This is a genomic window from Corynebacterium lactis RW2-5 (assembly GCF_001274895.1).
Lineage (GTDB): Bacteria > Actinomycetota > Actinomycetes > Mycobacteriales > Mycobacteriaceae > Corynebacterium > Corynebacterium lactis.
This window is the reverse complement of sequence record NZ_CP006841.1, coordinates 357,637-382,885: the sequence shown is the minus strand read 5'-3', so window position 1 is coordinate 382,885 and position 25,249 is coordinate 357,637. Positions and strand designations below refer to the sequence as shown.

Annotated in this window: 22 protein-coding genes; 10 read left to right on the top strand and 12 right to left on the bottom strand. The window is 59.1% G+C overall.

Features of this window, described 5'->3' with window-relative positions:
• Positions 1-45: 45 nt before the first annotated feature.
• The 5 genes from CLAC_RS01585 to CLAC_RS01565 all read right to left on the bottom strand — a co-directional run bounded on the left by CLAC_RS01585 (position 46) and on the right by CLAC_RS01565 (position 6,445).
• On the bottom strand, positions 46-1,731 hold the full coding sequence (locus CLAC_RS01585) for an ABC transporter substrate-binding protein (RefSeq protein WP_053411415.1): 1,686 nt from the start codon (positions 1,729-1,731) through the stop codon (positions 46-48).
• 272 nt (positions 1,732-2,003) lie between these two features.
• Positions 2,004-2,858, bottom strand: coding sequence for a pyridoxal kinase PdxY (gene pdxY, locus CLAC_RS01580; protein WP_053413183.1), 855 nt, complete (start codon positions 2,856-2,858; stop codon positions 2,004-2,006).
• 177 nt (positions 2,859-3,035) lie between these two features.
• Positions 3,036-3,476, bottom strand: coding sequence for an alternative ribosome rescue aminoacyl-tRNA hydrolase ArfB (gene arfB / locus CLAC_RS12205; RefSeq protein ID WP_082312993.1), 441 nt, complete (start codon positions 3,474-3,476; stop codon positions 3,036-3,038).
• Between the two features lie 181 nt (positions 3,477-3,657).
• Positions 3,658-6,009, bottom strand: coding sequence for an ATP-binding cassette domain-containing protein (locus tag CLAC_RS01570; RefSeq protein ID WP_211255364.1), 2,352 nt, complete (start codon positions 6,007-6,009; stop codon positions 3,658-3,660).
• Positions 5,996-6,445: a MarR family winged helix-turn-helix transcriptional regulator gene (locus CLAC_RS01565; RefSeq protein ID WP_211255363.1), complete on the bottom strand. Its 450-nt coding sequence runs from the start codon at positions 6,443-6,445 to the stop codon at positions 5,996-5,998. Before CLAC_RS01565 ends, CLAC_RS01570 begins: the two co-directional genes overlap by 14 nt.
• A gap of 84 nt (positions 6,446-6,529) precedes the next feature.
• Between CLAC_RS01565 and CLAC_RS01560 the strand changes: the two genes are divergently transcribed.
• The 3 genes from CLAC_RS01560 to CLAC_RS01550 all read left to right on the top strand — a co-directional run bounded on the left by CLAC_RS01560 (position 6,530) and on the right by CLAC_RS01550 (position 9,203).
• On the top strand, positions 6,530-7,285 hold the full coding sequence (locus CLAC_RS01560) for an alpha-ketoglutarate-dependent dioxygenase AlkB family protein (protein WP_082312991.1): 756 nt from the start codon (positions 6,530-6,532) through the stop codon (positions 7,283-7,285).
• A gap of 86 nt (positions 7,286-7,371) precedes the next feature.
• Positions 7,372-8,550, top strand: coding sequence for an ATP-binding protein (locus CLAC_RS01555; RefSeq protein WP_053411413.1), 1,179 nt, complete (start codon positions 7,372-7,374; stop codon positions 8,548-8,550).
• A gap of 206 nt (positions 8,551-8,756) precedes the next feature.
• Positions 8,757-9,203, top strand: coding sequence for a hypothetical protein (locus tag CLAC_RS01550; protein ID WP_156324734.1), 447 nt, complete (start codon positions 8,757-8,759; stop codon positions 9,201-9,203).
• Between the two features lie 192 nt (positions 9,204-9,395).
• Here CLAC_RS01550 and CLAC_RS01545 read toward each other — a convergent pair whose 3' ends face one another.
• From CLAC_RS01545 to CLAC_RS01540, 3 genes are all read right to left on the bottom strand, one after another.
• Positions 9,396-10,016, bottom strand: coding sequence for a Fic/DOC family protein (locus tag CLAC_RS01545; RefSeq protein WP_053411411.1), 621 nt, complete (start codon positions 10,014-10,016; stop codon positions 9,396-9,398).
• A gap of 5 nt (positions 10,017-10,021) precedes the next feature.
• Entirely contained in the window at positions 10,022-10,195 is a 174-nt protein-coding gene (locus CLAC_RS12780) for an antitoxin VbhA family protein (protein ID WP_169750318.1), read from the bottom strand.
• Positions 10,196-10,305: 110 nt separating this feature from the next.
• A complete protein-coding gene (locus CLAC_RS01540; RefSeq protein ID WP_245621928.1) occupies positions 10,306-13,167 on the bottom strand; it encodes a DNA methyltransferase in 2,862 nt (953 codons plus the stop codon).
• Between the two features lie 88 nt (positions 13,168-13,255).
• Between CLAC_RS01540 and CLAC_RS01535 the strand changes: the two genes are divergently transcribed.
• The 4 genes from CLAC_RS01535 to CLAC_RS01520 all read left to right on the top strand — a co-directional run bounded on the left by CLAC_RS01535 (position 13,256) and on the right by CLAC_RS01520 (position 17,599).
• On the top strand, positions 13,256-14,482 hold the full coding sequence (locus CLAC_RS01535) for a sensor histidine kinase (RefSeq protein ID WP_245621927.1): 1,227 nt from the start codon (positions 13,256-13,258) through the stop codon (positions 14,480-14,482).
• Complete coding sequence (locus tag CLAC_RS01530) at positions 14,479-15,228, top strand: response regulator transcription factor (protein WP_053411410.1); 750 nt, start codon at positions 14,479-14,481, stop codon at positions 15,226-15,228. The genes CLAC_RS01535 and CLAC_RS01530 overlap by 4 nt, the downstream gene beginning before the upstream one ends.
• Before the next feature lie 107 nt (positions 15,229-15,335).
• Positions 15,336-16,163 (top strand): ATP-binding cassette domain-containing protein, encoded by an 828-nt coding sequence (locus tag CLAC_RS01525; RefSeq protein WP_053413178.1) that lies wholly within the window; start codon positions 15,336-15,338, stop codon positions 16,161-16,163.
• Complete coding sequence (locus CLAC_RS01520; protein WP_053411409.1) at positions 16,160-17,599, top strand: ABC-2 family transporter permease; 1,440 nt, start codon at positions 16,160-16,162, stop codon at positions 17,597-17,599. Before CLAC_RS01525 ends, CLAC_RS01520 begins: the two co-directional genes overlap by 4 nt.
• Positions 17,600-17,608: 9 nt before the next feature.
• Here CLAC_RS01520 and CLAC_RS01515 read toward each other — a convergent pair whose 3' ends face one another.
• From CLAC_RS01515 to msrA, 3 genes are all read right to left on the bottom strand, one after another.
• The gene (locus CLAC_RS01515; RefSeq protein WP_053411408.1) at positions 17,609-18,478 is read right to left on the bottom strand and encodes an MBL fold metallo-hydrolase; all 870 of its coding nucleotides are present in this window, start codon (positions 18,476-18,478) and stop codon (positions 17,609-17,611) included.
• Positions 18,479-18,664: 186 nt separating this feature from the next.
• A complete protein-coding gene (locus CLAC_RS01510) occupies positions 18,665-19,864 on the bottom strand; it encodes a YkvI family membrane protein (RefSeq protein WP_053411407.1) in 1,200 nt (399 codons plus the stop codon).
• Between the two features lie 164 nt (positions 19,865-20,028).
• The gene (msrA, locus tag CLAC_RS01505; RefSeq protein ID WP_053411406.1) at positions 20,029-20,691 is read right to left on the bottom strand and encodes a peptide-methionine (S)-S-oxide reductase MsrA; all 663 of its coding nucleotides are present in this window, start codon (positions 20,689-20,691) and stop codon (positions 20,029-20,031) included.
• A 126-nt stretch (positions 20,692-20,817) separates the two neighbouring features.
• Here msrA and menE point away from each other — a divergent pair, with 126 nt between their 5' ends.
• From menE to CLAC_RS01490, 3 genes are all read left to right on the top strand, one after another.
• The gene (menE, locus tag CLAC_RS01500; RefSeq protein WP_425388810.1) at positions 20,818-21,957 is read left to right on the top strand and encodes an o-succinylbenzoate--CoA ligase; all 1,140 of its coding nucleotides are present in this window, start codon (positions 20,818-20,820) and stop codon (positions 21,955-21,957) included.
• A gap of 166 nt (positions 21,958-22,123) precedes the next feature.
• Complete coding sequence (locus CLAC_RS01495) at positions 22,124-22,975, top strand: 1,4-dihydroxy-2-naphthoate polyprenyltransferase (protein WP_053411404.1); 852 nt, start codon at positions 22,124-22,126, stop codon at positions 22,973-22,975.
• Positions 22,976-23,447: 472 nt separating this feature from the next.
• Positions 23,448-24,662 (top strand): alpha/beta fold hydrolase, encoded by a 1,215-nt coding sequence (locus CLAC_RS01490; RefSeq protein WP_082312981.1) that lies wholly within the window; start codon positions 23,448-23,450, stop codon positions 24,660-24,662.
• A gap of 144 nt (positions 24,663-24,806) precedes the next feature.
• Here the strand turns inward: CLAC_RS01490 and CLAC_RS01485 are convergent, their stop codons facing one another.
• Entirely contained in the window at positions 24,807-25,214 is a 408-nt protein-coding gene (locus CLAC_RS01485) for a DUF4229 domain-containing protein (protein WP_053411403.1), read from the bottom strand.
• Positions 25,215-25,249: the final 35 nt, after the last annotated feature.

Here is a 25,249-nt window from a genome sequence, read left to right as displayed (position 1 = left end):
GGCTGGGCGTGGTTGTAGGTGTGGGTGTGACTCGGCTTTTGTCATTTACTTACGCCATGCCCCCAGGTTGAACCACGGGCCGAAGTTCAGGCCGTGGGCATGGGGCTCGAGAATTGCCTCCGGGTGCGTGTAACCGCGGTCGCGCTCAACATACACGTGGTCAACGTAGACCAGCTGCAGCATGGCAGGCTTGTCAGCGTAGAGCTTCTGAATCTTGCGGTAGAGCTCGTCACGCTTGGACTGATCAGACTCGACACGAGCCTGGTCGAGCAGCTTATCAATCTCCGGATTGACGTAGTCGGAACCGTTATCCCACTTGGCTCCAGCGCCGGGCTCGGCGTACTTCGAATGCAGAATCGAGTAAATCTGACCGTCCACCGAATACGGCGTTCCACCACCACCCAGCATTACAGGGGTCTTAGCGTAATCATCACGGGTAACCGACTTGGAGTCGCGGGCTACCGGGTTGACCTCAATGCCCACCTTTTTCAGGTCAGAAGCTGTCGCCAAGGTCAAATCGGTGCGGGCGTGATCGCGGTTCGGGAAATAGATGACATCGAATGTGGCGCGCTGACCATCCTTAACGCGGATGCCATCCGGACCCTTCTTCCACCCGGCCTCGTCGAGAAGCTTCTCGGCTTTCGCGGTGTCGTGTTTGATTTCAGCGGTCGGGTCGTAGGCGTCGCCGTAGAAGTCCGCGAGGAAGGTGGAGTTCGGCTTCGCGTGGCCCTTCATCACGTCCTTCGCCATGGCCTCTCGATTGACGGCCAGGTTGACGGCGTTGCGAATCGCCTGGTCGCCGGTGACCGGGTTGCCCGCCGGCAGGGTGATTCCGCGCCAGTCCGCCGAATGTGCCGACTCAACCTTGAATCCCTCCTGGCCTTCGAATTCCTGCGCCAGCGCCGGCTCCATAATGGTGCCGTCGCCCTCGCCGCCGCGCAGCTGCTGGGCACGGGAGTTTTCGTCTTGATTGACTCGGTAGATGACCTTCTTCAGCTCAGGGGTCCCGCCGTGATAATCCTCGCGGGCCGTGAAGATGGCCTCGTCGGCACGCAGAGCTTCGAGCTTGAACGGACCAGTTCCCACGGGCTTGGTGTTGAGGTCGGAGTCCTCGGCGGGCTTCAAATCATCGAAGTTGAACGCCTCCGACGGGGCAATACCATTGAGAAGCTGGTGGTCAAACTCTGCGTACGGGATATTCAGTTCGAAGACAACCTTGTCGCCGTCGGCACGCACGTCATCGAGCATTTCCCAATTGGGAGCCTCGGAGGAGGCAGAGCGCTCGTCGAGGATTGCCTTGTAGGTGGCTACGACATCCTCCGGGCCAAAGGTGGTGCCATCCGAGAAGGTGATGCCGTCCTTGATAGGAACGGTCCAGGTTTTGTTGCCGTTGCTCGGCTCGGCGGGACCGGAGGCTAGCAGAGGCTCGAAGTCGACGGGCTTCGTGGAGGTGTCACCCGACACTGGCTTGAGTCGGAAAAGGCCCTCGTACACCGGCGAATCACCCGAACGGCTGTATCCGGACACCGGGTTGTAGGCACCGGTTTCGTTGTTGTCCAGCAGGACAAGAGTGTGCTCGGTGTCAGCACCGGAACCGCCTGCGGCGGACTTGTCATCCGGGTTTGAACAGGCAGTCAGGCCAAGACCGCAGATTGCGAGAGCCGAAACCGAGACTGCAGCTGCTCGATGCAGGCGGAAGGTGGGATTTCGACGTAGGTCAGTAGCGAACATAGCGTTCCCCCTTTATTTAAGGATAGGCGCAACTAAAATAGAAATCGTTTTCATTATTTATCGATAAGGGAAACGGTTTCAACAGTGTGAATACTTGTTTTCCAGTTGCGCAATCTCTGCTATTTAGGCCTCTAAGTATGAAATCGCCGCCTACCAGGCACAAAAAGCGGCAGCACACAGAGCGCTGCCGCTTTCCCCTCCCCCAATTTACGCACCTCTACACATGCCGATGGTCACATCGGCGAGATTGCGCGACCTTCGTAGAAAATCACCTACGCAATCTTCGTGACTTCGAAGCGACGCTCCGGGTTCACGTACGCCTCCTGCGCCTTGATCAGCTCCAGCTCATCAGAGCCGGACTCGTAGGTCACCTTCAGCAGTTCATAGACACTGGCGGCCGTGTTGCCAAGGGCCACGGACAGATCACCGTCGATGCCGGCACCACGGACCAGATTGCCCGCAAACAGAGCAGCGGTCACGTCGCCCGAACCGTTGCGCTTGAACGGCAAGTACGGAGTGGACACCAGCCACGCACCGACGCCGTTTACTGCCACCATCTCGATGGTGCCCTCCGGAGCATCGGGACGCAGCACACTGGTGACCAACACAGCCTCTGGACCCATCTCGCGGGCAGCGTGAGCTGCGGCGATAGTGGAATCCAGGTCGCTGACCTCACGCCCGGTCAGGTAACCCAGCTCGAACTGGTTCGGCGTGATGACATCCGCCACCGGAACCACCTTGTCGCGCAGCAACGGCGGAATTTCGTCGGAGACATGACAGCCGCTCTTGGCATTGCCCATCACCGGATCGCAGGAGTAGATAGCCTTCGGGTTCCGCTGCTTGACCAGCGCGACCGCCTCGACAATAGCGTCCGCGATGTCGCTTCCGCCCTGGTAGCCGGAGATGACTGCGTCGGCGTCACCCAGGCGGCCCAGCTCGTCGATACCCTGGATTACAGCGCGCACATCGGAGGCAGGAATCAGCGGGCCCTGCCACTTGCCGTAACCGGTGTGGTTGGAAAATGCGACGGTGTGGACCGGCCAGACCTCGAAGCCCGCGCGCTGCAGCGGGAACACTGCGGCGGAGTTGCCGACGTGGCCGAAGCTCACATGCGACTGGATGGACATAATCGAGGGAATACGCGAAATCGCCTCGGCTGCGGAGCTGGCGGTCGCGGCTGCGCCGGACGCGGTGGACGCGGCGACGGTGGTGTTAGTGGCGGACTGGTTTTCGTTCATGCGTCTATTGTGCAACGCAGGTAAGCAAAAACCCGAAATCGCGCACCAACAGGTGGACAGCGGTAACTACAGACTCGGCCGCCGCCTGCTCGCCTTCAATTCAGATCGTCTCTGCTTCGCCACTTTACGACGCCGCTCCGCCGCCTTGGTCGGCCTAGTCCGCCGGCGCTTCGGTGGTGGCGGAGCAACAGCATCACGAAGCAAATCCGCTAGACGCCTGCGCGCCTCCGCCCTGTTGCGCACCTGCGAACGCTGCGTGCTCACCGAAACGGTGAGAATGGTGCCGTTAAGACGTGGCCCCAGGCTGCAAAGCGCCCGGCGGCGGTGGGCGTCGGAAAGCGAAGAAAGACTGGCTACGTCGACGGAGAGCTGGACTTTACTGTCGGTGGTGTTGACCCCCTGACCGCCGGGACCACCCGAGCGCGCGAAGCGTTCCCGCAGCTCGGCGGCGGGGATGATGAGGCCGTGCGGGATGCCGGGGCCCGGCGCGATAATCAGGGGTTCCATGGGGCCAAGTGTACGGGTGGGTACAGGTAAGTAGAGGTGGGCTTGTGAGAGCGGACACCCATTGGTCTCACGAGCTGAAGGCACTTGCGTGCGCTTGTTATGCAATTGATCTACCGAATTTCTTAGCGACGCTGGAGCGGCTCCGCAAGAAACATGTTGACACCACGCTGTCTGCGTGAAGTCAACGCGCTAGCTTTGTTCTTTTCGAAAGCCTGCGAAGCCACTTTCCCGTAGTGGACTCCTCGCATTCAGCAAGTGCTGTCGGTGTGCCGCTGAAGACAACGTTGCCGCCTTCATCGCCAGCTCCAGGGCCGAGATCAACAACATAATCTACCTGACCGATGACCAGCGGGTTATGCTCCACAACAATGATGGTACGGCCCTGTTCGGACAGATTCCGCAGAAATGCCACCAGACGATTTACATCTTGCGGATGCAAGCCGTCAAAGACTTCGTCAAGCACGATAATGCTTTCTGAGTCTTGGCGTTGCGCTAACAAACGAACGAGCTTGATTCGCTGCAGTTCCCCTCCGGACAAACTATCAAGCGTCTGCCCGAGAGTGAGGTAACCCAGCCCCACATTGCGCAGCAGATTAAGGACATCCGCGATATCAGCCTGTTCACTGAAGACCCACTGCAACTGGCCTAAATCCGCGCTAAGAACGTCTGCAATGGATAGTTTCTTTTCTCCTCGCGCCACACGCGCAGAAAGAGCAGTTTCGTTGAATTTCCTTCCGCCGCACTGTTCACACTCGACTTCGATATCTTCCATAAATGCCATGTCAATACGGATACTCCCGCGCCCCTTACAGAGGGGACATGCTCCCTGGCCGTTTGGGCTAAACATACTCGGCTTCATTCCCGACGCCTGAGCGAACATTTTCCGAATTGGAATAGCTAAATTGAGCGCAGTCAGCAGCGATGAGCGGCTACTCGCTGCAATCGGTTTCTGGTCAATTACTGCCACACCTGAATGCTGGTCTGCAAGTGCGGCTACTAAAGAGCTTTTCCCTGAACCTGCAACTCCAGAGACCGCACTGAGCGCCTTCAATGGGAAACTGACTGATATATCTCGGAGATTATTGCTGCTAGCATGAACAACGCTTATCGAGTGTGAAGTTGAAAACGCGCGACCAGCAATCTTCACCCTTTGACGAAGGGCCTTCGCGGTAGGTGTGCTGGCAACCGCTAAGCGATGTGGCGGGCCTTCGAAAATTACTGATCCACCGTCAATTCCCGCCCCTGGCCCCAACTCGAGAATATGGTCACTTGCAGCGATAATTTGAGGATTGTGTTCCACCACGATTACCGTATTTCCCACATTTCTAAGGCGTTTTAATGACTCAAGCAACCTGTCTACGTCAGCAGGGTGCAGCCCACTCGAAGGCTCATCCAAAACAAAAGTTGCATCCGTAATAGATGCACCCAACAACTCAACGATTCTCAACCGCTGAGACTCACCGCCAGATAGCGTATCGGTCAGGCGGTTAAGTGACAGGTAGCCCAGACCAATCTCTTCTACGTATTTGCAACGCGTAAGAATCTGCTGACGAGGTGCTTCAATCGATTTGTCCGTTACTCCACTTACGAAGTGAGTAAGTCCCTTGATACTTAGCCGGGACGCCTCAGCGATATTGAGGCCGCTGAGACGACTTGCACGAGCTGCGGCGTTGACACGCTGCCCTTCGCATTCTGGGCAAACGATTCTTCGCACCACTCGTTGCAATGCAGCCTTTTCTTTGGCCGTTATCTTGGCTTCCGGTTTTTCTAAATATGAACTACGCAACCGCGGAATTACACCATCGAATATCGCGTGCTTCGGATATCCCGGCATCGGATTACGAAGCTTCACCTGCTCTCCGTAGAGCAATATATTCCGCGTTTGCTCCGGTAAATCGCGCCAGGAAGTATGCACATCAGCAATTCCGGAGTATGCGAGCCTTTTCCAGCGGTAAGTCCCAGGCTCAAATGTGGGAAATCGGATAGCGCCGTCATCAATGCTTCGTTGCGAATCAATCAGCGCATCAAGGTCAATATCGTCTACATACCCGAGCCCAGAGCACTTTTCGCACATGCCCCGGGGATCATTCGGAGAGTAATTTGGCGAGAAACCTGCCGGCGGCTGCGCTGCGCGCGAAAACATTAGCCTAAGATAAGGCGCAATTCCTGTTAATGTACCGACAGTTGAACGGGCATTCTTGGCAAACCGTTTTTGGCCGACTATCGCGGTGAAAGTTAACCCTGTCAGTCTGCCGACCTCTCCCGACTTCTCGGTTTTCATCCTGGCCTGCACAAAAGGTGGAAATAGTGACGCTACTGCTTGCTGAGCTCCAGCAGCCAAGGTAGATACCAAGGAGCTCTTTCCGGATCCAGAAACTCCGGTAATTGCGACCAGGTGATGCTTTGGGATAGCTACTGAGACATCGTGCAAATTATGAGTTTTTGCCCCAAAAATATTGATTGCTTGGCAATTGCCTACCCGCGCATCCCCTTGACCGATTCCATGACGCGACGGAAGGCTATGACTGTTCAAGACGCTTCGCCCTTAGCGCATTGCTTAGCTTTTCGGCCAGGCCCACAAAAATCAACAGGTCTTCTTCCTGCAGCGCCGCTACAGCTGCCTGATACAAAGATTCGTGCTTAGCAGAGATATTCCTCAGCGTTTGCTCTCCTTTTTCCGTAATGGAAGTTAGCAGTTCACGGCCATCTAGCGGATTGGGAGCTTGAACAATATAGCCTGACTCCTTTAACTCCTTTAGTGCCTTGGAGAGTTTTACTCGCGATATCCCCAGAACCGCGCTGAGACTGGAAGGGACGATTTGTTTCTCTTTACTCAACTGAAAAAGCACATCGTATTGCAACCAGGTGATGCCGTCCGGATTCGCTAAGGCTCGTTCTGCAACCAGCTCACACTGCAAACTAGCCAAGGAAGACCTAAGGCACGCACCAGCATTCATGTTATTTTCCATATCGCGCTAATTTCTTTTTTGCAATTATTACTTTACTTCAACCATATAATACGTTTCAAAGCATGTCCACCTACACTTAGCCTCATGCTCTTCGACGCTCTGCCCCGCGACAATGATCGCATCACCCCGGGCATCGTTCACCTGCCGAATTGGCTGTCCCTCCAGAACCAAGCAGGCATCGTGCGCCAGCTTCGCGACATCGCCCGCACGCTGATTGGCACGCCTTTTCAGATGTCGCGCCCACAACTGAAAAGCGGCCAGATGCAGGTGTTTATGCTGCACCTGGGCCGCTACTGGGCGACCGACCCGTACCGCTACGTCACTGATGTCGGCGGACACAGAGTGCCGCCCATCCCCGCAAATCTTGTAAGTCTCGCTAGCACTGCCCTTAAGGATGCCTCGCTTTACGACGAAACCCTCGCCCCCTGGGCCACGTCCTTCCGCCCTGACATGGCGCTGGTGAATTACTACCCGCCGGGTGCCACGATGGGCCTGCATCAGGACCTCAATGAGGATTCACCCGCACCGATTGTGTCGCTGTCAATCGGCGATGAGGCGCTGTTCCGGATCGGTGGCACCGAGAATCGGAACAAACCATGGGATGATGTGACGCTCGCTAGCGGCGACGTGATTGTCTTCGGTGGGCCGAAGCGCCTGGCTTTTCACGGGGTGCCGCAGACCCGACCAGGTACGCTACCGGAAGCTCTGCGGGAGAGCTGCGGGCTGGAAAAAGGGCGCCTTAACATCACCTTTCGACAGGTGGAGCTGTCGGTTGCCTACCTTTGGTTACCGGGAAGGCTTTATGCGCGCCGGATTGAGTACCCCGCGTCACGAGATTAAATGGAGTGCCCCGCCCCTCAAGATTAACAAGATAGTAAAGATTAAAAAGATTGTAAGGGATAGTAAAGGGCGCTAGCATTCTAGACATGAACCGCACGTCCAACCCGTTTCGGGCCACTCTCGGATCGACTCCTCCCTACCTCGCAGGTCGTCAGAATGAGATTGCCGATTTTGCTGATGCCCTCGATGACGGTCCGGGAAGTCACGAGCGAATCTCACTCATTACGGGGTTGCGTGGCGTAGGAAAAACAGTTCTGCTCAACGCGTTCGAGGACGAGGCCAGAAGTCGATCTTGGTGGGTTATTTCGGAGACTGCGACAGCGGGGTTTTCGGGGCGTATTGTGGACACGCTGTTCCGGCTTGCCGAAGACACCTTGCGTACACACAAGCGGAGACTCTCGGGTGTCACTCTGCCGACTATCGGTGGAATCCAATTCTCCGATGTTCTACAGCACCAACCGCAGGTTACCCTTCGATCAGCACTAACTGATTTACTCGACTGGCAAGAAAAGGTTGACCGCCAGCTCGGGCAAGAACCAGTTGGTCTCCTGATTACCCTTGATGAACTCCACTACCACCGTCGTGATGAAGTAATTGAGTTTGGCACGACAATCCAACATCTCGTTCGTGAAGAACGCAACATCGCCGTCGCGATGGCCGGTATTCCTCAGTCCATAAGACCTCTGCTTGCTAGTCAAGAAGGCAAGAACCCCGTAACGTTCCTACGCCGCGCCAACCGTATTGATTTGGGGCTGATAGGTAAAGACGAAGTTAAGGCCGCGCTTACCGAACCTGTGGAGAATGCAGGTTTTTCATGGGAGCCCGATGCCCTAGATGACGCTGTCGAAGCCTGTGGCGGCTACCCATTCATGATTCAGCTCATTGGACAGCAATGTTTTAAACGCAGCGAAGGCACTGTAATTACTGCCAGGTCGGTGAGCGAAGGGGCAACCGTGGCCAAGCGACGGCTAGGACAACTTGTCCATGAGCCTGCCCTAGCTGATTTATCGGAGGTTGACCGGACATTCCTCGTTGCGATGGCCGCAGACGACGGACCCTCATCAATGTCTGATATCGCCGAAAGACTGGGCGCGAACCCTCAGTATGCAGGAAATTATCGACGCCGGCTAATTGAAGCCGAAATCATCGTGAGTTCCAGATACGGATTCGTGGATTTCGAACTTCCTTACATGCGGGAATATCTCCGAGAACACGCGGCTGTGAGCGTTTTCAAGGGGCAGAAAGACACAGATAGTAAAGATTAACAAGATAGTAAGGGATAAAAAGAAGCGTTAGATATCAAGTCTTCCTGGCGGCAACTCTGACGCTTCTTCCTACTCGCCTACCCCGCACTGGGTGACCAATCCGAACTGCTACGTCACTCAGTTAAGAACCCACCGCGTACCGCCGGTCATGTCGGTGTCAATCGGCGACGAGGCACTGTTCCGCATCAATAGATAGAGGGGACGAAGTGGTGTCGCCCGAACGGAGTGAATCTGGACAAGAATTTATGCAAAGTTTTATTGAAGAACTACGAGTGTATTGCACCAAGGCTATCGCCCATGAAGTAGCAGAACGCTTGAATCAGTGCTTGTATCAGCACCTCACAGAACGGAACAACGATGTCTTTGTCGCGGATACCTTCACAATCGCCACTGATGAAGAGGACGAGTTCGGCATTGTGGGCGGACTATCAGCGGAATGGAACGACATGGCTGTCAACGCTGTGCTCTCCCGCAAAATTCGCGAGGCACCAAGGCTTTATGTCATTTCGCAGCACTTTTCGGCCAAAGTGGCTAGCCTCGACGAAGCCGAGATTGACCCTATTAGTGATGCTGTTTTCGCAGCGGCACAGGAGTCCATTTCCCTACCATGCGGCCAGGTCCCGTATTTCAGTTTTATGGGGTATGCGGAATAGCTACCGTCAAGGCAGTCGTGCCGCAGTCTGTCATTGACCTGCACCGCTCACTTGTGTCGGCGATTCTCACTTATGCTTACGCCCAGTGCTACACATAAGTGAGTTTCGTAGGCATAGGTGACTGAGCCAGGGTTCGGAACCTTTACCGACCACGAACAGTACCGACGACGAACAGCTGGTTATTGCTACCAACTAACGACCGTCAAGTTCACAATCTGCAGCTCGAAAAAGCATCGATTCAAAGCCCTCGAAGAGTAATGAGTCATCGTTTTGCTCACGAGAAATCCGGCTGGCTTCGTTCAGGTCAGTGCCGAACTGACGCCAATCCAGTAGCCATCCGGCATCGAGGGCAACTCGCGACCAGAAAAGACGCTGGGTCCGACCATTTCCTTCCCGAAAAGGATGGATCCAATTCAGCATCGAGTAGAAGTACACCAGCTCTTTGAGGAATTCATTCCTGCCGAGGTTACGCAGCAGATTCTTGTCGTTCAGCTGCTCGGCGAGCGAAAATAGGTTCTGAGATATTCCCGCGCATGGAGCGAATAATTCACCCTCGCCACGTCTCATATCGATTGTTCGAATCTCACCAGCGAAAGGATAAATATCTTGGAAAAGATGATGGTGGATAGCTCTTAGCTCCCGCTCATCTCGAGAGTTCGGAATAAAGGTTTCAAATTCTAAATCCCCGAGCTGAACGGTACGTGCATTAACTAGGTCAGCCTCCGCTGCAGCGAGCTCCCGCAGGTTACGTAATCCGAGAAGGTTTTTCAGTGTAGATGTGCCTGGCTCGATATACGGGTCAAGAGGCGCCACAGTTTCTAGGCCAACCCGAATCGTGCGCGAGTGCGTTCCACTAGCTGCGTTGCAGAGATTTCTCCGACGACATAGCGCTCAGCATCTTCGTCGTAGGCCCTACTCGTAATGAGACCTTCCAACATGCTTGAATGTTTTGCCTGTTCAACGCTGTTTTTGCGCAGCTGCTGCGTGTTCATTTCCGGCCTCCTTCGTTTTGATAACTCTACCCACACAAACGCTCAAATGGAAACGTATTTAACGGCCCACCAAAGAAAACACGAAAGCAACACGCGCCTATGGTCTTCTGTTACCCCACTGCCTCGCTGTAGAGCTCGAATAGGTGCGCCACAATCTCTTGCTCCCGCGCATCATCATGGAGCGCGGAGAAGTCGACCCCGTAGGCGCGCTCGACCGCCGCATCCAATTCCTTGTGGGCCTTCACCAATTCCGGGTACAGGAACGCGTTGTCGGGGTCGTACATGTCCGCCAAGGTGGAACCTGTGTACAGCTCGCGCGCGTCCAACACCGCTTGGGCATGCTTTACGACGTCCGCCTCTACCTCTGCATCGGGCTCGGGCCAAACAAAGTTGTTGTAGACGATGCCGTTGGAATAGCTGTAGTCCGATTTAAGCCGTACTCCAACCGTCCGCATCCACGAATTGTGAAACTGCGACGTTAAAATTCCGAAGTGGTATAGACGAGCATTGGGAATTAATCGAATTTTGTCGCTGTACAATACCTCAGGTCCGCTGAACCCTATCGGAATATAATTCCGTTTTTCAGACGACACCTGCGGCACGACGATGGATGTTCCTTCCGGCATATTCTCCACATGGAAACGTGTCGGTTTCTCGGCCAACTTCCGTGTGGGAGCGCTCTTACTAGCCAGACGGAAATCGCGGACTGCCTGAACCTTCTCTCGGGCCTTTGGCATTTTTTTAAAATCAGCTGGTGTCGCTTCGCCTAGCCACAGCACCCATCGCTCTAGCCCCTGGATGAATTCTCGAGAACCAAGAAACTTCCGGAAGAATTTTTCCGCATACGGTTCTTGAGCGAGGAATTCTTCCTTTTCCTCAGTGGTGAAAAGGTAATGTCCGCCATCGATGGGTTTGTTACCAATCCCCATTTTCGGCACATCACATATCGGCTTGCTGCGATTCCACACAAACACATCCTCGGCATCCGCAAGGTATGGGTTCAGCCGCGACGGGAATTGCAATTCCGGCTCGGCGTCGGGGTGCGCGTAGTGGAATAGGCGCACCGAATCGTCCTGCTTGGAAAAACCCACAATTACGCAGAACACATGCGCCTGGTCACTGGCTTCATTGCCCCACCGGAAGGTGTCATGAGCAAAGTCGATATGGAATCCCAACCGCGTTACGGGAAACCAAATATTCGCCACCTGCTCACCCTGACAGATGGAGTTTGTGGAGACGAAAGCTGCGCGCACCGGATTGTCACCGATGTATTCGGCGGCCTTGATATACCAACCGGCAACATAGTCAATATTTCCAACGTTCTTGGTCCCAGCCGGGAACACGTCCTTTATTTCGGCCTTTTGCTCCTTGGACTGATTGCGGGCACCCAAAAACGGCGGATTGCCGATAATGTAATTGCATTCGCCCGGGGCAAGAATATCCGCCCAATCGACGCAGAGGGCGTTGGCGTGGTGGATGTGGGCGGCGTCGTGAAGCGGAAGGTCCTCAATGTTCGAGGTGATGATTGTCTGCGCCTCAATGTTGGCCTGCAATTGTGCAATCCACAGCGCAGTCGAGGCAACGGCGACCGCAAAGTCATTGATCTCCACGCCATAGAACTGATTGAGGGAAATCTTCAGTGGCGTCGCGCCGATGTCGTCGAAGCCGAGCACGTTCTGGTCACCGACAAGCACGGAGAGAATCTTGTTCTCCATGCGACGCAGCGAAATATACGTCTCGGTGAGAAAGTTACCGCTACCGCAGGCCGGGTCGAAGAACCTAAGACCTGCCAGTTTGTTGTGGAACTTCGTCAGCGCATTCTTGCGCTTGACCGGCCCGAGCGTTGCATCTTCGAGGATTTCCGCCAACTCGGCCTTTAACCCATCGAGGAAAAGCGGATCAATGACCTTGTGAATATTCTCCGGCGAGGTGTAGTGCATTCCGCCCTTGGCGCGTGTTTCCGGGTTCAGGGTCGACTCGAATACGCCGCCAAAAATGGTCGGGCTGATTGTGGACCAGTCGGTGTCCTGAGAAACCTCGTGAAGAAGCAGGTCAATAAGCCCCTCGGTAAACGGAGGAATTTCTGCCTCCTCCGCAAACAAACCGCCATTGACATACGGAAATGCCTTAAGCGCCTCATCAAGATAAGGATCGCGCTGCCCAACAGGTGTATTGAGAACCTGGAAAAGCTCTTTGAGCATCCCCCGCACCAAGTGTGGCGGAGCCCCGTGCAAATAACGGTAGAGGGCATCCTTGTGAAAAAGGCCAGCATCCTCGGCAAAGAGGCAGAAAACCAGGCGCACACAGAGCACATTCAGCGCGTGCTGGTTTTCCTCCGAATCCGGGTCCAGGTACTGCTTGCGCAGGCCCTCATACAACTTGCCGACGAGAACACCGGCGTCCATCGAGACTTTCTCTTCACGCACCTGGCGCGCCCGCTGCGGGTCAACGAGGAAGTCAAGAAGATTGAGCTGCTCTGCCAACTCCGAGAGCTGGAAAGAAAGATAATCGTTCTCGGAGTCTTCTTTATTGAGATCATGAATCCGAAACTCGCCGAAATTACAAACAATGATGTAATCCGGCCGCTGTGAATTCGGCAGGGTATTCGCATAATTGCGTGCCTGCTGGAAAGGGGTGACCTTGACGCCCTGCCGTACCTCCGCCTTATCGAGGTCAACGCCAAGCGATTTCTGCTCGATGAAAGTCTTGGCGTCCGCAATAACGACGTCAATAAAACCTCGTGCAGAAGTGCGTTTCTCGAAGCGCACATTTGTGGTGACGTCCTGCATCCCGACCACGTCAGACAGCAGGGAGAGCCAAAATGAGCCGGTATCGCCTTTTTCGTACCCACGCCCTTCCCATTGCTCAGTAAAGAGTCGCGCCGCTTCCCTGCGACGAATTTCATTCTTTAATTGATTCTTGCTCTCAGCATTCTGAAGACTCGGGGGGGGGCTTTGGTTCATGACGTTCATACTATGCCGTGCCCCGGATTCCTGGATAGCCGTTTCGAATGTAGTTTCCGAACGAACCCAATCCGCCCCCGCTGGTAAACCTTTTGGTGTGCCGAATCCTCGCTCTATACTCTCTCCGCCTGAGCCCATTCCACCTGCCACTCCCCTTGACTGGCGCGCGCCCGTCCGCCGCTGGATTTCGCTGCCTCTCATCGGCCGCCTCCCGCTTGCCGACGTCGCCATCGCCGCCACTTTCTTCCTTGTTGCGTGCGTGGAGGCATCGTTCATCGTGGACTACGGCGCCTCTTTCACTTACGTGGCGAATACCGCCTTGACCTTGGCGATTGCAGGGGCGGCTGCGGTGCGTCGTAAAGCGGTGGTCGGGTCCTTCGTGGTGACGTACCTGGCCCTGGCGGGGCTGGCAGCGCTCGTGTGGGCGACCCCGGTCAATCTGGGACTGAGCCCAATCGTGATCGCGGCACCGCTGTCGCTGTGGGCGGTGACGCGCTGGGCGCGCAGCCGGGGGTGGGGCCTGGCAGGACTGCTACTGGGGCTCATCGGAAGTCTGTTCAACCCCGCAGTCCCGGCGTTCGGATACGCGGCCGAGCGACTGCTGATCTTCGGGCTGCCGGCGGTGCTCATCATTGCACTGTGCTACGCCGTTGCCTCGTGGCTGCGGACCAACGCCGAAACCCACGCGGCCGAGCTTGCCGCCGCCATCTCGCGCAGCAGGTTGGAGCTGTCCAGGGAGCTTCACGACGTCGTCGGCCACGGGCTCACTGCCATCAAAGTGCAAGCTCAAACGGCACTTTTCCTGGGGGAATCGGACTCGGCGCTGCGCAGTGTCGTCGAGGCGGCCGACCATTCGCTGCGCGATGTGCACGCGCTGGTCGATGCGCTGCGCAGTGGCGGCGAGGTCAGTGCCGACGCGGAAGAGATTCCGCGAATCGTCTCGGCAGCGCTGCCCGCGCACCGACACGTCCACGTCGAGCTGCCGGAGTCCTTCGCGCCCCTGGCCACGTGGCCGCTGGCCAGGCGTCTGGCGCTGGTGCGCGCGGTCGCGGAGGTGGCGACGAACATGGCCAAGCACTCGGATGGGCCCGCAAGCCTGACCGTGACCGTGGGAGAGCCAGAGGATGCGGATACCTCGGGCATGGCCCGCGCCACAGTCGTAGCCGTCAACCGAGTTTTTTCAACGCCGGAGGTCGAGGAAGCGGGCGTCGGAAAGCGGGCCGGAACTGGACTGGCGGGCCTTCGCGAGCGCGTCGGCGAGCTCGGCGGCAGCGTGACATATGGTGAGGTAGACGGGCAGTTCCGAGTGGAGGTAGCGCTGTGATACGAGTGGTGGTCGCCGAAAACCAGGCGCTGATTCGCGAATCCTTCGCCAGGCTTATCGACGCGCACCCGGACATGCGCGTCATTGCCGCCGTCGGCGATGGCGCAGGTGCCGTGCGCCACGCTGCGGGCGCGGATGTGGTGGTGATGGATATTCGCATGCCGATCATGGACGGCATCGAGGCGACGCGGCGCATTGTGCGCGGTGTCGGGAGCACGGGTTCAGCCGGCGGCGCGGCGTCACCCCGCCCGAAAGTCCTGGTCCTGACCACTTTCCGCGAGGAAGACCTCGTGCTCGGGGCGCTCGACGCGGGAGCCTCCGGGTTCCTGCTGAAGGACTCCGACCCGGCGGAGCTACTCTCGGCGATTGCACGAATCCACCGTGGCGAGGGCGTTTTGGACCCAAAGGTCACGCCAATGGTGCTGCGCCACATTACGCATGCGGGCGCGGGCGCTGGTCGCGGGTCGGGCCGCGGGTCGGGTCACGGATCGGGTCGCGATGCTAACCGCAGCTCTGGCCGCAGCGCCGGCCACCGCGCCGCTCAGGCGGAACTGCCGGACTTCACGCCCCGCGAGCGCGAGATTTTGGGCCTCGTCTGCGAGGGACTCTCCAACGATGAGATCGCCCGGCGCCTTTTCGTTGCCACTACGACGGTCAAGAGCCACGTTAAGTCGCTGCTGACCAAGACCGGTTCGCGGGGGCGGGTGGACCTTGTCATTTGGGCCGCCCGGCGCGGGCTGGTGTAATCGCGGCCTGAAACCATTCTCAGCCCCTCCTCCCCAGGGAGGATTTTCGGCGAATCTCCTCCCCTAGGAGGATGTGCGTTTACCCAGTTAAGGAATACAAAAAGGGCATGAACACGCCTCCACCCGCGACACCTACCGCTACGCCGCCTTTCCCTACCCCTCCACCCGCGACACCTACCACACCGCCCCTAGTCCAACTGCGAGACATTGAAGTCTCCTTCGGCCGCGGCCACCATAGGAATACCGTCCTAAACGGCCTTAACATGAGTGTCCGTGCCGGTGAGGTCTACGGTCTGCTCGGTCTCAACGGCGCCGGTAAATCAACCCTTATGAGCACCGTCCTCGGCCTTGTCCCCTACTCTGGCACCGTCACCATCGACGGCGAGCCCTGGCAGCGCCACCACCTCGACCGCGTCGGCGCCGCCATCAATGGCCCGGCGTTCTACCCACACCTATCGGCTGCGCACAACCTGCTGGTCCACGCGCGTCTGACCGGCACTGAGCCGAGCCGCATCGACGAAGTTCTCAATACCGTCGGCCTGCACTCCGGCACAAAACACGCCAAAGCTTTCTCCACCGGCATGAAAGTGCGCCTATCGCTGGCGATGGCGCTGCTCACCGACCCCGACATTGTGCTTCTCGACGAGCCCACCAACGGCCTCGACCCCGAAGCCATCGTGGGCCTGCGACAACTTCTGCGAAGCCTGGCGGACCAAGGCAAAGCGGTCGTGGTGTCCTCGCACCAGCTTGGAGAGGTCGAGAAAACTGTCGATCACCTCGGCGTCCTCGCCGGCGGCCACCTCGTCTACGAGGGCGCTTTGGGAGACTTCGCAAGCCCCGGGCAGTCCCTGGAACAGGCGTTCTTTGAAGCGGTTCACTCCGCAAATTCGGTGCGCGCCACATCGCCTACCCGCAACAAAGGAGGCCAGCGATGACCCGCCACTACGTCCGCGCGGAGCTGCTCCGCAGCCGGTATAGCCTTGCGATGTGGCTTCCTGCCGTCTTCCTTGTCATCTCCGCCGTATCGACGCTGCTCTCCCTGGGCGTCAACGCGACTCGCCTAGCCAGCGCGCACCTCTACGCGGTGGCGCTTCTAGGCCCACTCGCTGCACTCACCGCAATCGCCGGGCAACGCCGCGAGGAGCGCCTGCGCCACGGCGGCACCGCCTGGCGCAATGTCTCACGCTCGCGGGTTCTCGCTGCCCGTGCCGGTGTCGTGGCCGGGTACGTGCTGCTCGGACACCTTCTCATGGCCCTGACGCTAACCACCGACGCACGCACCATAGGCCTATTCACTCTGGTCAACACACTAAATTTCATGAGCATGTGGGCGTTCGGCCTTGCCACCTGGCGCTTCCTCGGCCGCGCGGCACTCCTGCTCGGTCCGCTGATCGCCTTCGCATGGTCACTCGCGGGCGCGGCATCCCTATCGATGGCGGGTTCCCTCGCACACTCCACCAGCTTCCCCGAGCTCCTGCTCCACCCCTGGTCATGGGCAATTCTCCCGACGCTCCCCGTCTACGGCGTGCTGCCCAACTCCGTCGCCGCACCCGCCGACAGTCCCGTCTGGAGCCTCCCCATCGCCGCACCGCTTACCCTTCAAACCGCGCTTGGCCTGTTGTTTTTCGCCGCCACACTCCTGCCTCGAACCGAACTTCCACGCCCGTCGGTCCCGTCACGGCACCTGGCCCGCCGCCGTGTAACGACAGCCCGGTTGTCCACCAGCTCGTCGTTAAGCAGAGGGCTCCTACCCACCCTGCCCTGGTGGACCTGGGTGATTCTTGCGACGCTGATGCTCGTGGCGCTGGCCGGGGTGCGCGCGTGGAGAGGTGTAGAGATTGCCTCAGCGCTCATGTGCTTTGTCTGCGTGCCGACGGCCGCCACCATCATTGCAGTGATGACCGTGACGGCGCAAGCAGATGCGTGGCCCGCGTTAATGTACCGGAGGGTGCGGGGAAAGATTATCGGTAGGCTGTTCTTGCTGGACATCGCGTTTTTGGCGCCGGTGCTGGTGCTCGGCATGGGAATTGCCGCAGCGGTGGCGCCGACGGGGGTCGGCAGCGGCTACCGCTGGGTCTACCAGGCGATGGTCACGCCCTTCGTCGCGGCGCTGATTCTGGCCGTGGTTGGCGCGGTTGCGATGAGGTCGACTACCGCCGCGATTGCCACGTCGGTTGCGGTGGGTGCCTGGTCAATCCTGGTGGGAGGCGACGCTCTGAGCGCCGGGCCGCTGTGGTGGACGAGCCCGTGGGCGTGGACATGGACGGTGCGCGACTATCCCGAGCGGTGGGTCATGATCGTGCTGGTCAGCACCATCATCGCAGCCATTGTAATGGTGCTGAACAATCGACTGCTGCGGCTGAAGAAGTAATCGAAAAACCTACCCCAACACCGTCTCGCGCTCCCACAGACCGGCCAGGCGAACATCGACACCATCGCGCTCAGCAAGGCGCCCGAACTCGCTCATGGTTATATCCACCCGGTCGAAGGGTCGCGGAATCGGCTTCAAAGGCTTGGTCAACGGCCGCCAGAACGCATCCCAGTGCACCGCACGCACAGTTTTTACGCCCAGAGTCTCCACCGTCTCACGCCAGTAGGCCTCAATCCACGACTGCGATTTCGTCCCCGCCGTTCCCGCCCCGAGATATAGCAGGTCAGCACCGTATTCCCTGAGTATGCCGGAAATGTAATTGGCAGTCGGGTGCACGAACACAGTGCCGTCGGGATGCGCGATGTGGAAAGAAAAACACCCACCCGTGCGGTAATCCTTGACCGACGCCGGCAGCGTCACGGGCTCAGTAATCTCGCCAGGGAAGCGGTCGCCGTCGCTATGCAGCGCGATGATGGGAGTCACCGAAAACGCCCCGACCTGGAAAGGCTCGCCGTGCCCAATTTCGTGGAAGGGCACACGCTCGAGGCCATACCCCAGCGCAATCAGCCGCGTCGACCGCGAGCCGTAGAGTTTCGCGCCGGTCAAATCCGCCACAATCGGCGAATCAAAAGCGTGGTCAATATGCGAATGCGACACCAGCACCGCGTCGAGATGCCCCGAAGTTGGCTGCGTCTGCCCTGCCCCGTTCATACCCAAGTGGTTCAGCGCGTATTTAATCTTCCGCTCGTCCGGCCGCAGCCTTCCCGACGCCACCTTCAGCAGCGAGGGCCGGGAAAAATAGCCGTCTATCAGAATCGACGTTTCACCATCAGTAATCAGCACATTCGCAACACCCGCGAACGTGGCGGTGACAGTCATTGCCATCTCCTTCGTGCATTGCACTTGTTGCCGCTTCGGCATTACCGCTTTCGGCAGTTTCCACCAAAAATTTTACCGGGCGTTGCACTATTTTCGGCCCCTTTTTTCAGGCTCGAAATGGTGCAACGCCCGGTAAATTCGAGGGCTGAAGACGCACGCTTTACGACGCTCACCCCTCGCCGCAGGTTAAGCCCCGCCGACCTGACCGTCCTCGATTGCCTCGCGGACCTGCGCCGCCGACAGATTCGAGTCCTCAATCTCGCGGCGCGCCTCCGAGCGGTCACCGACCGCAAGCAGTCGGCTGATGCGGCCGCGGCGGCTGGCTTCCTCGCTAATGCGTCCGCGCCCGCGCAGCCACGCGACCAACATGACGGCAATCAGCAGCAGGCCGATATAGCCGAGCACCGGATACACCCAGCCAATGAGGTTCTGGAAGCCAACGAAACTCAGAATGAAGCCGAGCACCACAGTCGCGACGTAGACGACATGGAAACGCTCCGGACGCGACGCGGTCAGGCGCCTGGCCAGTGCATAGAACATGCCGAGCGCGGTGTTGAAGATCATGCCGAAAATCACCACCGCCATGGCCTGTCCCAACCACGGGTGCAGACGATTGATGACACTGAGCATCGGCACCGCATCCGTCGCGACCGTCCCGACGGTGTAGTACAGCGTAAGTGCAGAGATTAGCAGCAGTGCCGAATAAATCAGGCCGCCAAAAAAGCCACCGACTCCGGCGACGCGGGGGTGGAACATGTTTCCGCCGATGACAATCGCCATCGACACCGCCACCATTAGGTTGAAGCCAACATAATTAACAGCCGCGACCGTCCAATGTGGCAGGGTGGTCGCAACGGCTGCGACGGCGTCGGCACGCTCGGCCATGGGAGTCGGATCCGTAAATGCCAGAGTATAAATGCTGGCCAGTACGATAAATGCCACGATGAACGGGGTGATCGAACCAATCACGGTGGTGACGCGATCAACATCCAGGAACCCAGCCGCAATCGTGATTGCCACCATGATCACGGCACCGACCCACACGGGCGTTCCCCACTGCTGATTCATATTCGCGCCGGCGCCGGCGAACATCACAAACCCGGTGGCGAAAAGGGTAATCACCACGCCAATATCCAGAACGCGGGAGAAAATCGGGTGCGAGACCCGCCGGAAAACCTCACCGTGCTCGGCGGCACGAAAGTAACTGCCAAGCTGCAGGATGATCATGGCCCACACGCTCATAATCACCGCCGAAAGCACCGCACCCCAGATGCCGTTGATGCCGAATGCGACGAAATACTGCATGATTTCCTGGCCAGTCGCAAAGCCCGCGCCGACGATAATTCCGACGAACGCGAACGCGACCCGCAGCACTTTCATAACCACAGGAGTAACTCCCCTTATTGCCCTATTGCCTTATTGCACGGTGATAAAAACGGTCAAAGCCGCGAAGGCTCAATGCCTCCACGGCTTTTAACATTACGACCGCCGCCGCGCGGGGCTGGCCAGAATGGCGAAAGTTCGCACCAAGCCAGCCCTAGACCCCGGCCCTACACCTCCGGGCTACATGCAACTCCCGTCGAATGCACCGGGCAGTATCCGTGCGGATTCTTGTGAAGATACTGCTGGTGCTCGTCCTCAGCACGGTAGTACTCCCCCGCCGGGGTTTCGGACAGTGGCTTAATCTCGGTGGTGATGGGGCCGAGGCCTGCGTCGGCAAGCCGAGGTGCGTACGCGGCGGCGATGGCACGCGCGCGCTCGGCCTGCTGCTCGGTGGTGGTGTAGATCGCCGAGCGGTACTGCGTGCCCACGTCATTGCCCTGGCGATACCCCTGCGTCGGGTCGTGCGCCTCGAAGGCCTTGGCCACGAGCTGGTCGAAACTAACCTGCGCCGGATCGTAGACCACCTCGACGACCTCGGTGTGGTTAGTGCGGCCGGTGCAGGTCTCGCGATAAGTCGGGTTCGGAGTCACACCGCCCGCGAACCCCACGGAGGTAGACACCACGCCCGGTGTCTGCCAGAACAGCTTCTCCGCACCCCAATAACAGCCGATGCCGATGTAGACGACCTCCTGGCCTTCCTCCCATGGCCCCGTAATCGGCGTGCCGAGCACCGCATGAGGCCTCGGATTCTCTAATACCGGGTGCGAGCCGCCCTTCAACGCCTCATCCTCGGAAACCAACTGTGCAGTCTTGCCAAATAGCCAACCCATGAGCATGTCCTTTCAGCGTGTACGTATTCTCCGCAACGCGGCCACCATCCCGATTGTTCCGGTGCCCCGCGCTCATAGGTATCTACGGAGCGGCCTCGCCTGCGGATTGGACGGACTAAGGTTTTCATTGTGACCACGCTCAACGTCCTGCCCGTCAACCCGCACGACCCCGCCGCCATCCTCCCGGAGCTTGCCGCCGCACTGGAGGGTCGCGCCTCCTACCTGCCAGTTCCGCTTCACGACGCCGCCCGCTCCTCCATCCTCCGCAACTCTCAGCGCGCAGGCGAGCCTATCGACGCCTCGGTCGCACTCGTCGTCGGTACTTCAGGGTCGACTGGAACGCCGAAGGGGGCGCAGCTTACGGCGAGCAACCTGGAAGCGTCGGCAAGCGCGACCCACAAGTTGCTGGGCGGGCCCGGGCAGTGGCTGCTGGCGATGCCCGCCTACCACATCGCTGGCCTGCAGGTTTTGGTGCGCTCGCTGATTGCGGGCACGGAGCCGGTGTGCGTGGACGTGACCGACGGTTTCAGCGTGGCGGCGTTCGCGGACGGGGCGGCGCAGCTGACGGGCGACCGCGCCTACACCTCGCTGGCACCGCTGCAGCTGACCAAGGCGATTCAGACGCGCGAGGGTATCGCCGCGCTGCAGCTTTTCGACGCCGTCCTCGTCGGCGGGGCGGCCATTAATCCGCAGGTGGCGGCGCGCGCTGAGGCGGAGGGGATCAACGTCGTAGCAACGTACGGCTCCAGCGAGACCGCCGGCGGCTGCGTCTACGACGGTCAGCCAATCCCCGGCGCGCAGATCGCCGTGGAGAACGGGCGAGTGTGGCTAGGCGGACCGATGATTGCGCAAGGCTACCGGAACGCGCCCGGTCACGAGGCCTTCTCCCGACCCGGATGGTTCGGCACCTCCGACGGCGGCAAATTGGTTGATGGGCTGCTGGTGCTTACCGGGCGACTGGACACCGTCATCGACTCGGGCGGGCTGAAACTCCACCCGGAAGTACTCGAACAGGAACTGCTGACCATCGACGGTGTCACCGGCGCGTGTGTGGTCGGGGTGCCGCACGCTAGGCTCGGCCAGGCCATCGTCGCAGCGTATGAAGGCTCCGCCACGCTTGGCGACGTCATGGACGGCCTTGGTGACGCCGAAGATGCGGGAAGGCTGAACCACTGGATGATTCCGAAGGACCTCCGGCACGTCGACGCGCTACCGCTGACGGGGCCGGGCAAGGTCGATCGGCAAAAGGTCGCGGAGTTGTTTTAGGGGCTTGGGACGCAGGTTAGGTCGCGGCTTGGGTTAGGGCCCTATTATTGAACCCATGTCTGATGCACCACATTCGTCCTCCTCGCCGTCGGCGAGTACCCCCTCCACCGGCCACACCAAGGGACGGGGAGGAAAGGGCGCGGGAGGTGCGTCGTTAAGCGATTGGATGGAAGGCGCCCGCCCGCACACCTGGGCGAACGCGTTTGCGCCGGTTGTGGTGGGTGTCGGCGCGGCGGCCTCGCATGCGCCAGTTTCCTGGGGGCGGGCGGCGCTCGCGCTGATTGTCGCGTGGGCGCTGATTGTCGGCGTGAACTTCGCCAACGATTACTCCGACGGCATCCGCGGCACCGACGACGACCGCTCCGGCCCGCTGCGCCTGACCGGCTCAGGCCTGGTGCCGCCGAAGCACGTGAAGTACGCGGCGTTCGCGGCGTTCGGCGTGGCGGGTGTTGCGGGCGTGGCGCTGTCGCTGCTCAGCGCGTGGTGGTTCATCCTGGTTGGCGCCGTGTGCATCCTCGCGGCGTGGTTCTACACGGGAGGCAAGAAACCGTACGGCTACCGCGGGCTTGGCGAGGTGTCCGTGTTCATATTCTTCGGCCTCGTCGCCGTGTTGGGCACGGAATACACGCAGGCCGGGACGCTTTCCTGGGTGGGGCTGGCGTGCGCGGTGGGAATCGGCTCAGTGTCGTCGGCGGTGAACCTGGCCAATAACCTGCGCGATATTCCCACCGACTCCGCGACCGGCAAGATCACGCTGGCGGTGCGCCTTGGCGACGGGCGCACTCGCGTTGTCTGGCAGGTTTTGTCCGCGATGCCGCTGGTGGCGAGCGTTTTTATTAGCTTCTGGCAGCCGTGGGCGCTGGTTAGCCTGATTGTGGCGCCGCTGTGGGTGAAGGCCTCGGCACCGGTGCGCAGTGGCGCGCAGGGCAAGGCACTCATTCCAGTTTTGGGCCTGACCGGAAAAATGATGCTGGCCTGGGCTGTTCTTAGCGCGCTGGCGTTAGGGCTGGGCGCTTAGGGCATTGGGGTTTGGCGCTTAGGGCGTTGGGGGATGGGCGTTTGCGGTCTGGGTTTCGTACTGCTGGTTTAGCCGCTAGTTATTGGAATTTTCCTTTGACTCTTCGGTCAGGTTCTAGACTTTTTGGTCGGGATCATCTTCCCACCGGCCACTCCAGCCCTATCAGCACCACGAGTACCACGAGCTGGATTCAAAACGGGTCAAAAAAGCGCTTCTTCTCAAGTTTGTGCCACTACAATTTACAAAACCCCAGGTCACGATTCCTGTATTCGCGAAAAACTGTCACAAATTTGAGAGTTAACCGAAACAGAGCCCAATTTATCCCACCAAAACGACTTACCCCACCGAAACAACTATTGCTGTCGCTATCGGCGCACATCCTGCCGGAACAATCCCCGCCGGTTCCACACAGTCTCTAAAATTGAAATCATTTCTTCAAACCTCGATTCTTCCCACGATGCAAGGCCCCTCAATGAACGATAAGCCGATCCGAAAGCTCGCCGAGCAAGCCCAGCAAACGCTTGCCGACACAGCCCCCGCCGCCCAGTCGGCTCTAGCTAAGGCGATATCAGAAGCCGAAGACCTGGCGGGGCGACCACCCGAAGCCGTGACAAAGGCAGGAGCACTCGTACGTAGCTGGACTCTGCGGCTAACGCCTCGAGGCCGACGCCGTCTCGCCTTGGAGCACGGGAAACTTCACTCGCAGACCCGCGAGCCCGGCCTGACCGACCTGGATGCCACCGGAATTGTGTACGTCAGCGCGGCTGGAACTGCAACGAGCACAATCCCCGTGCACTGGTACGAAGTCGGCCCGAGCACCGCCGATGCGCCACAAAGCCAAGCGCCCAAAGCACATCAAACCCCCAAAGCACCCCTGACCATTGTGTTCGTCCATGGATTCACCTTGGCCGGCGAGTCCTGGTACCGCCAGTTCGCGGCACTGCGAAAGTCGATGCCACAGGCCCGGCTGCTTACGATGGATCTGCGTGGACACGGTCAGACCGGCGCTGTCCCGGCTGAACTTTGCACTGTGGAGGGCGCCGCCAACGACGCCCTCGCGGTCATCAACGAGCGCGCCACCGAGGGGCCAATCGTGCTGGTCGGGCATTCTCTCGGAGGGCTCGTCGCCCTCAATATTTTGCGGACGGCGGATGAGACCTTGCGCCGTCGTATAGCGGGCCTCGTTCTTATTGCCACGTCCATCGACCGGTTGGCGGCCCAGGGGGTGCCGCAGGTGCTGGCGTCTCCGGTAGCGGACGCGGTGCGAGAGACGATTGAGTCGTCGCCGAGACAGGTGCGGAAGTTCCGCGAGACCATTGCCTCTCTGATGGCGCCATCGCTGGCGGTGGCGGTGTTCTCACGCCCGACCGACTACGAAGTCATCGAGTTCCACGCGGCTATGATTCACGAAACTCCGCTGGAAACCTTTGTTGGTTACCTTGATGACCTGCAGGAACACGATGAACTCGCTGCCGCGCCGTATCTTGAGGGGAGGCCGGGTGTGGTGCTCGTCGGCACGCGTGACGACGTCACCCCGCGCGAACAGGCCGACCTGATCTTGGAGCAGTGGCCGGATGCCGAGCTGGTTGAGGTCGACGATGCCGGGCACATGCTGCCGCTCGAGGTCCCTACAGCAGTAAATGAGGCGATTGAGCGGGTGGCGCGACAGACGGCGGCAGACGAGTAGGAAGCCGCTTTCCTGAGCGCCCGGCAACGGACTTTAGCGCTGGCTGGTGACTGTAGCGCAGCCGAGCACCTGCGCTACAGTCACGTACTTGCGCTAAAGTGCCGCGATACATTGCACCCCAGCCGCTCGTGGCCGCTTAGCCCGCTAGTTTTCCTCGCGGTCCTTAATCTGCTGGGCGATGTAGGCCTTGTGAGCGCGGCGATTTGCGGACCACGCGGCGACGGACTCATTGGCCTCGACACGCAGCTTCGGGAATACAAACACGGACAGCGGCATCGCAATAATCAGGGCGAACACGGCGGTAATAGCAGCCGGAATCTGCACGCCCACGAAGTACGTGACTGCAAGCAGCACGAAGAAAATCACCAGGAACAGCACGAGGCGAGCCAGGCCGTACCAGAACAGGCCCTTCAGCGCCTTACCTCGGCCTTTGTCGCCTCCGTGGGTATCCACCTGTCCACGGTCTTTATCGCCGACAGCCACCGGCTGTGCCGTCTTGGTCGCCTCGACCTGCGACTGATCCGCCGGATTGTTTCCTACCGAGTCCGCCATGTGAACTGATCTCTCCTACCGTCGTTTTGCGTGGC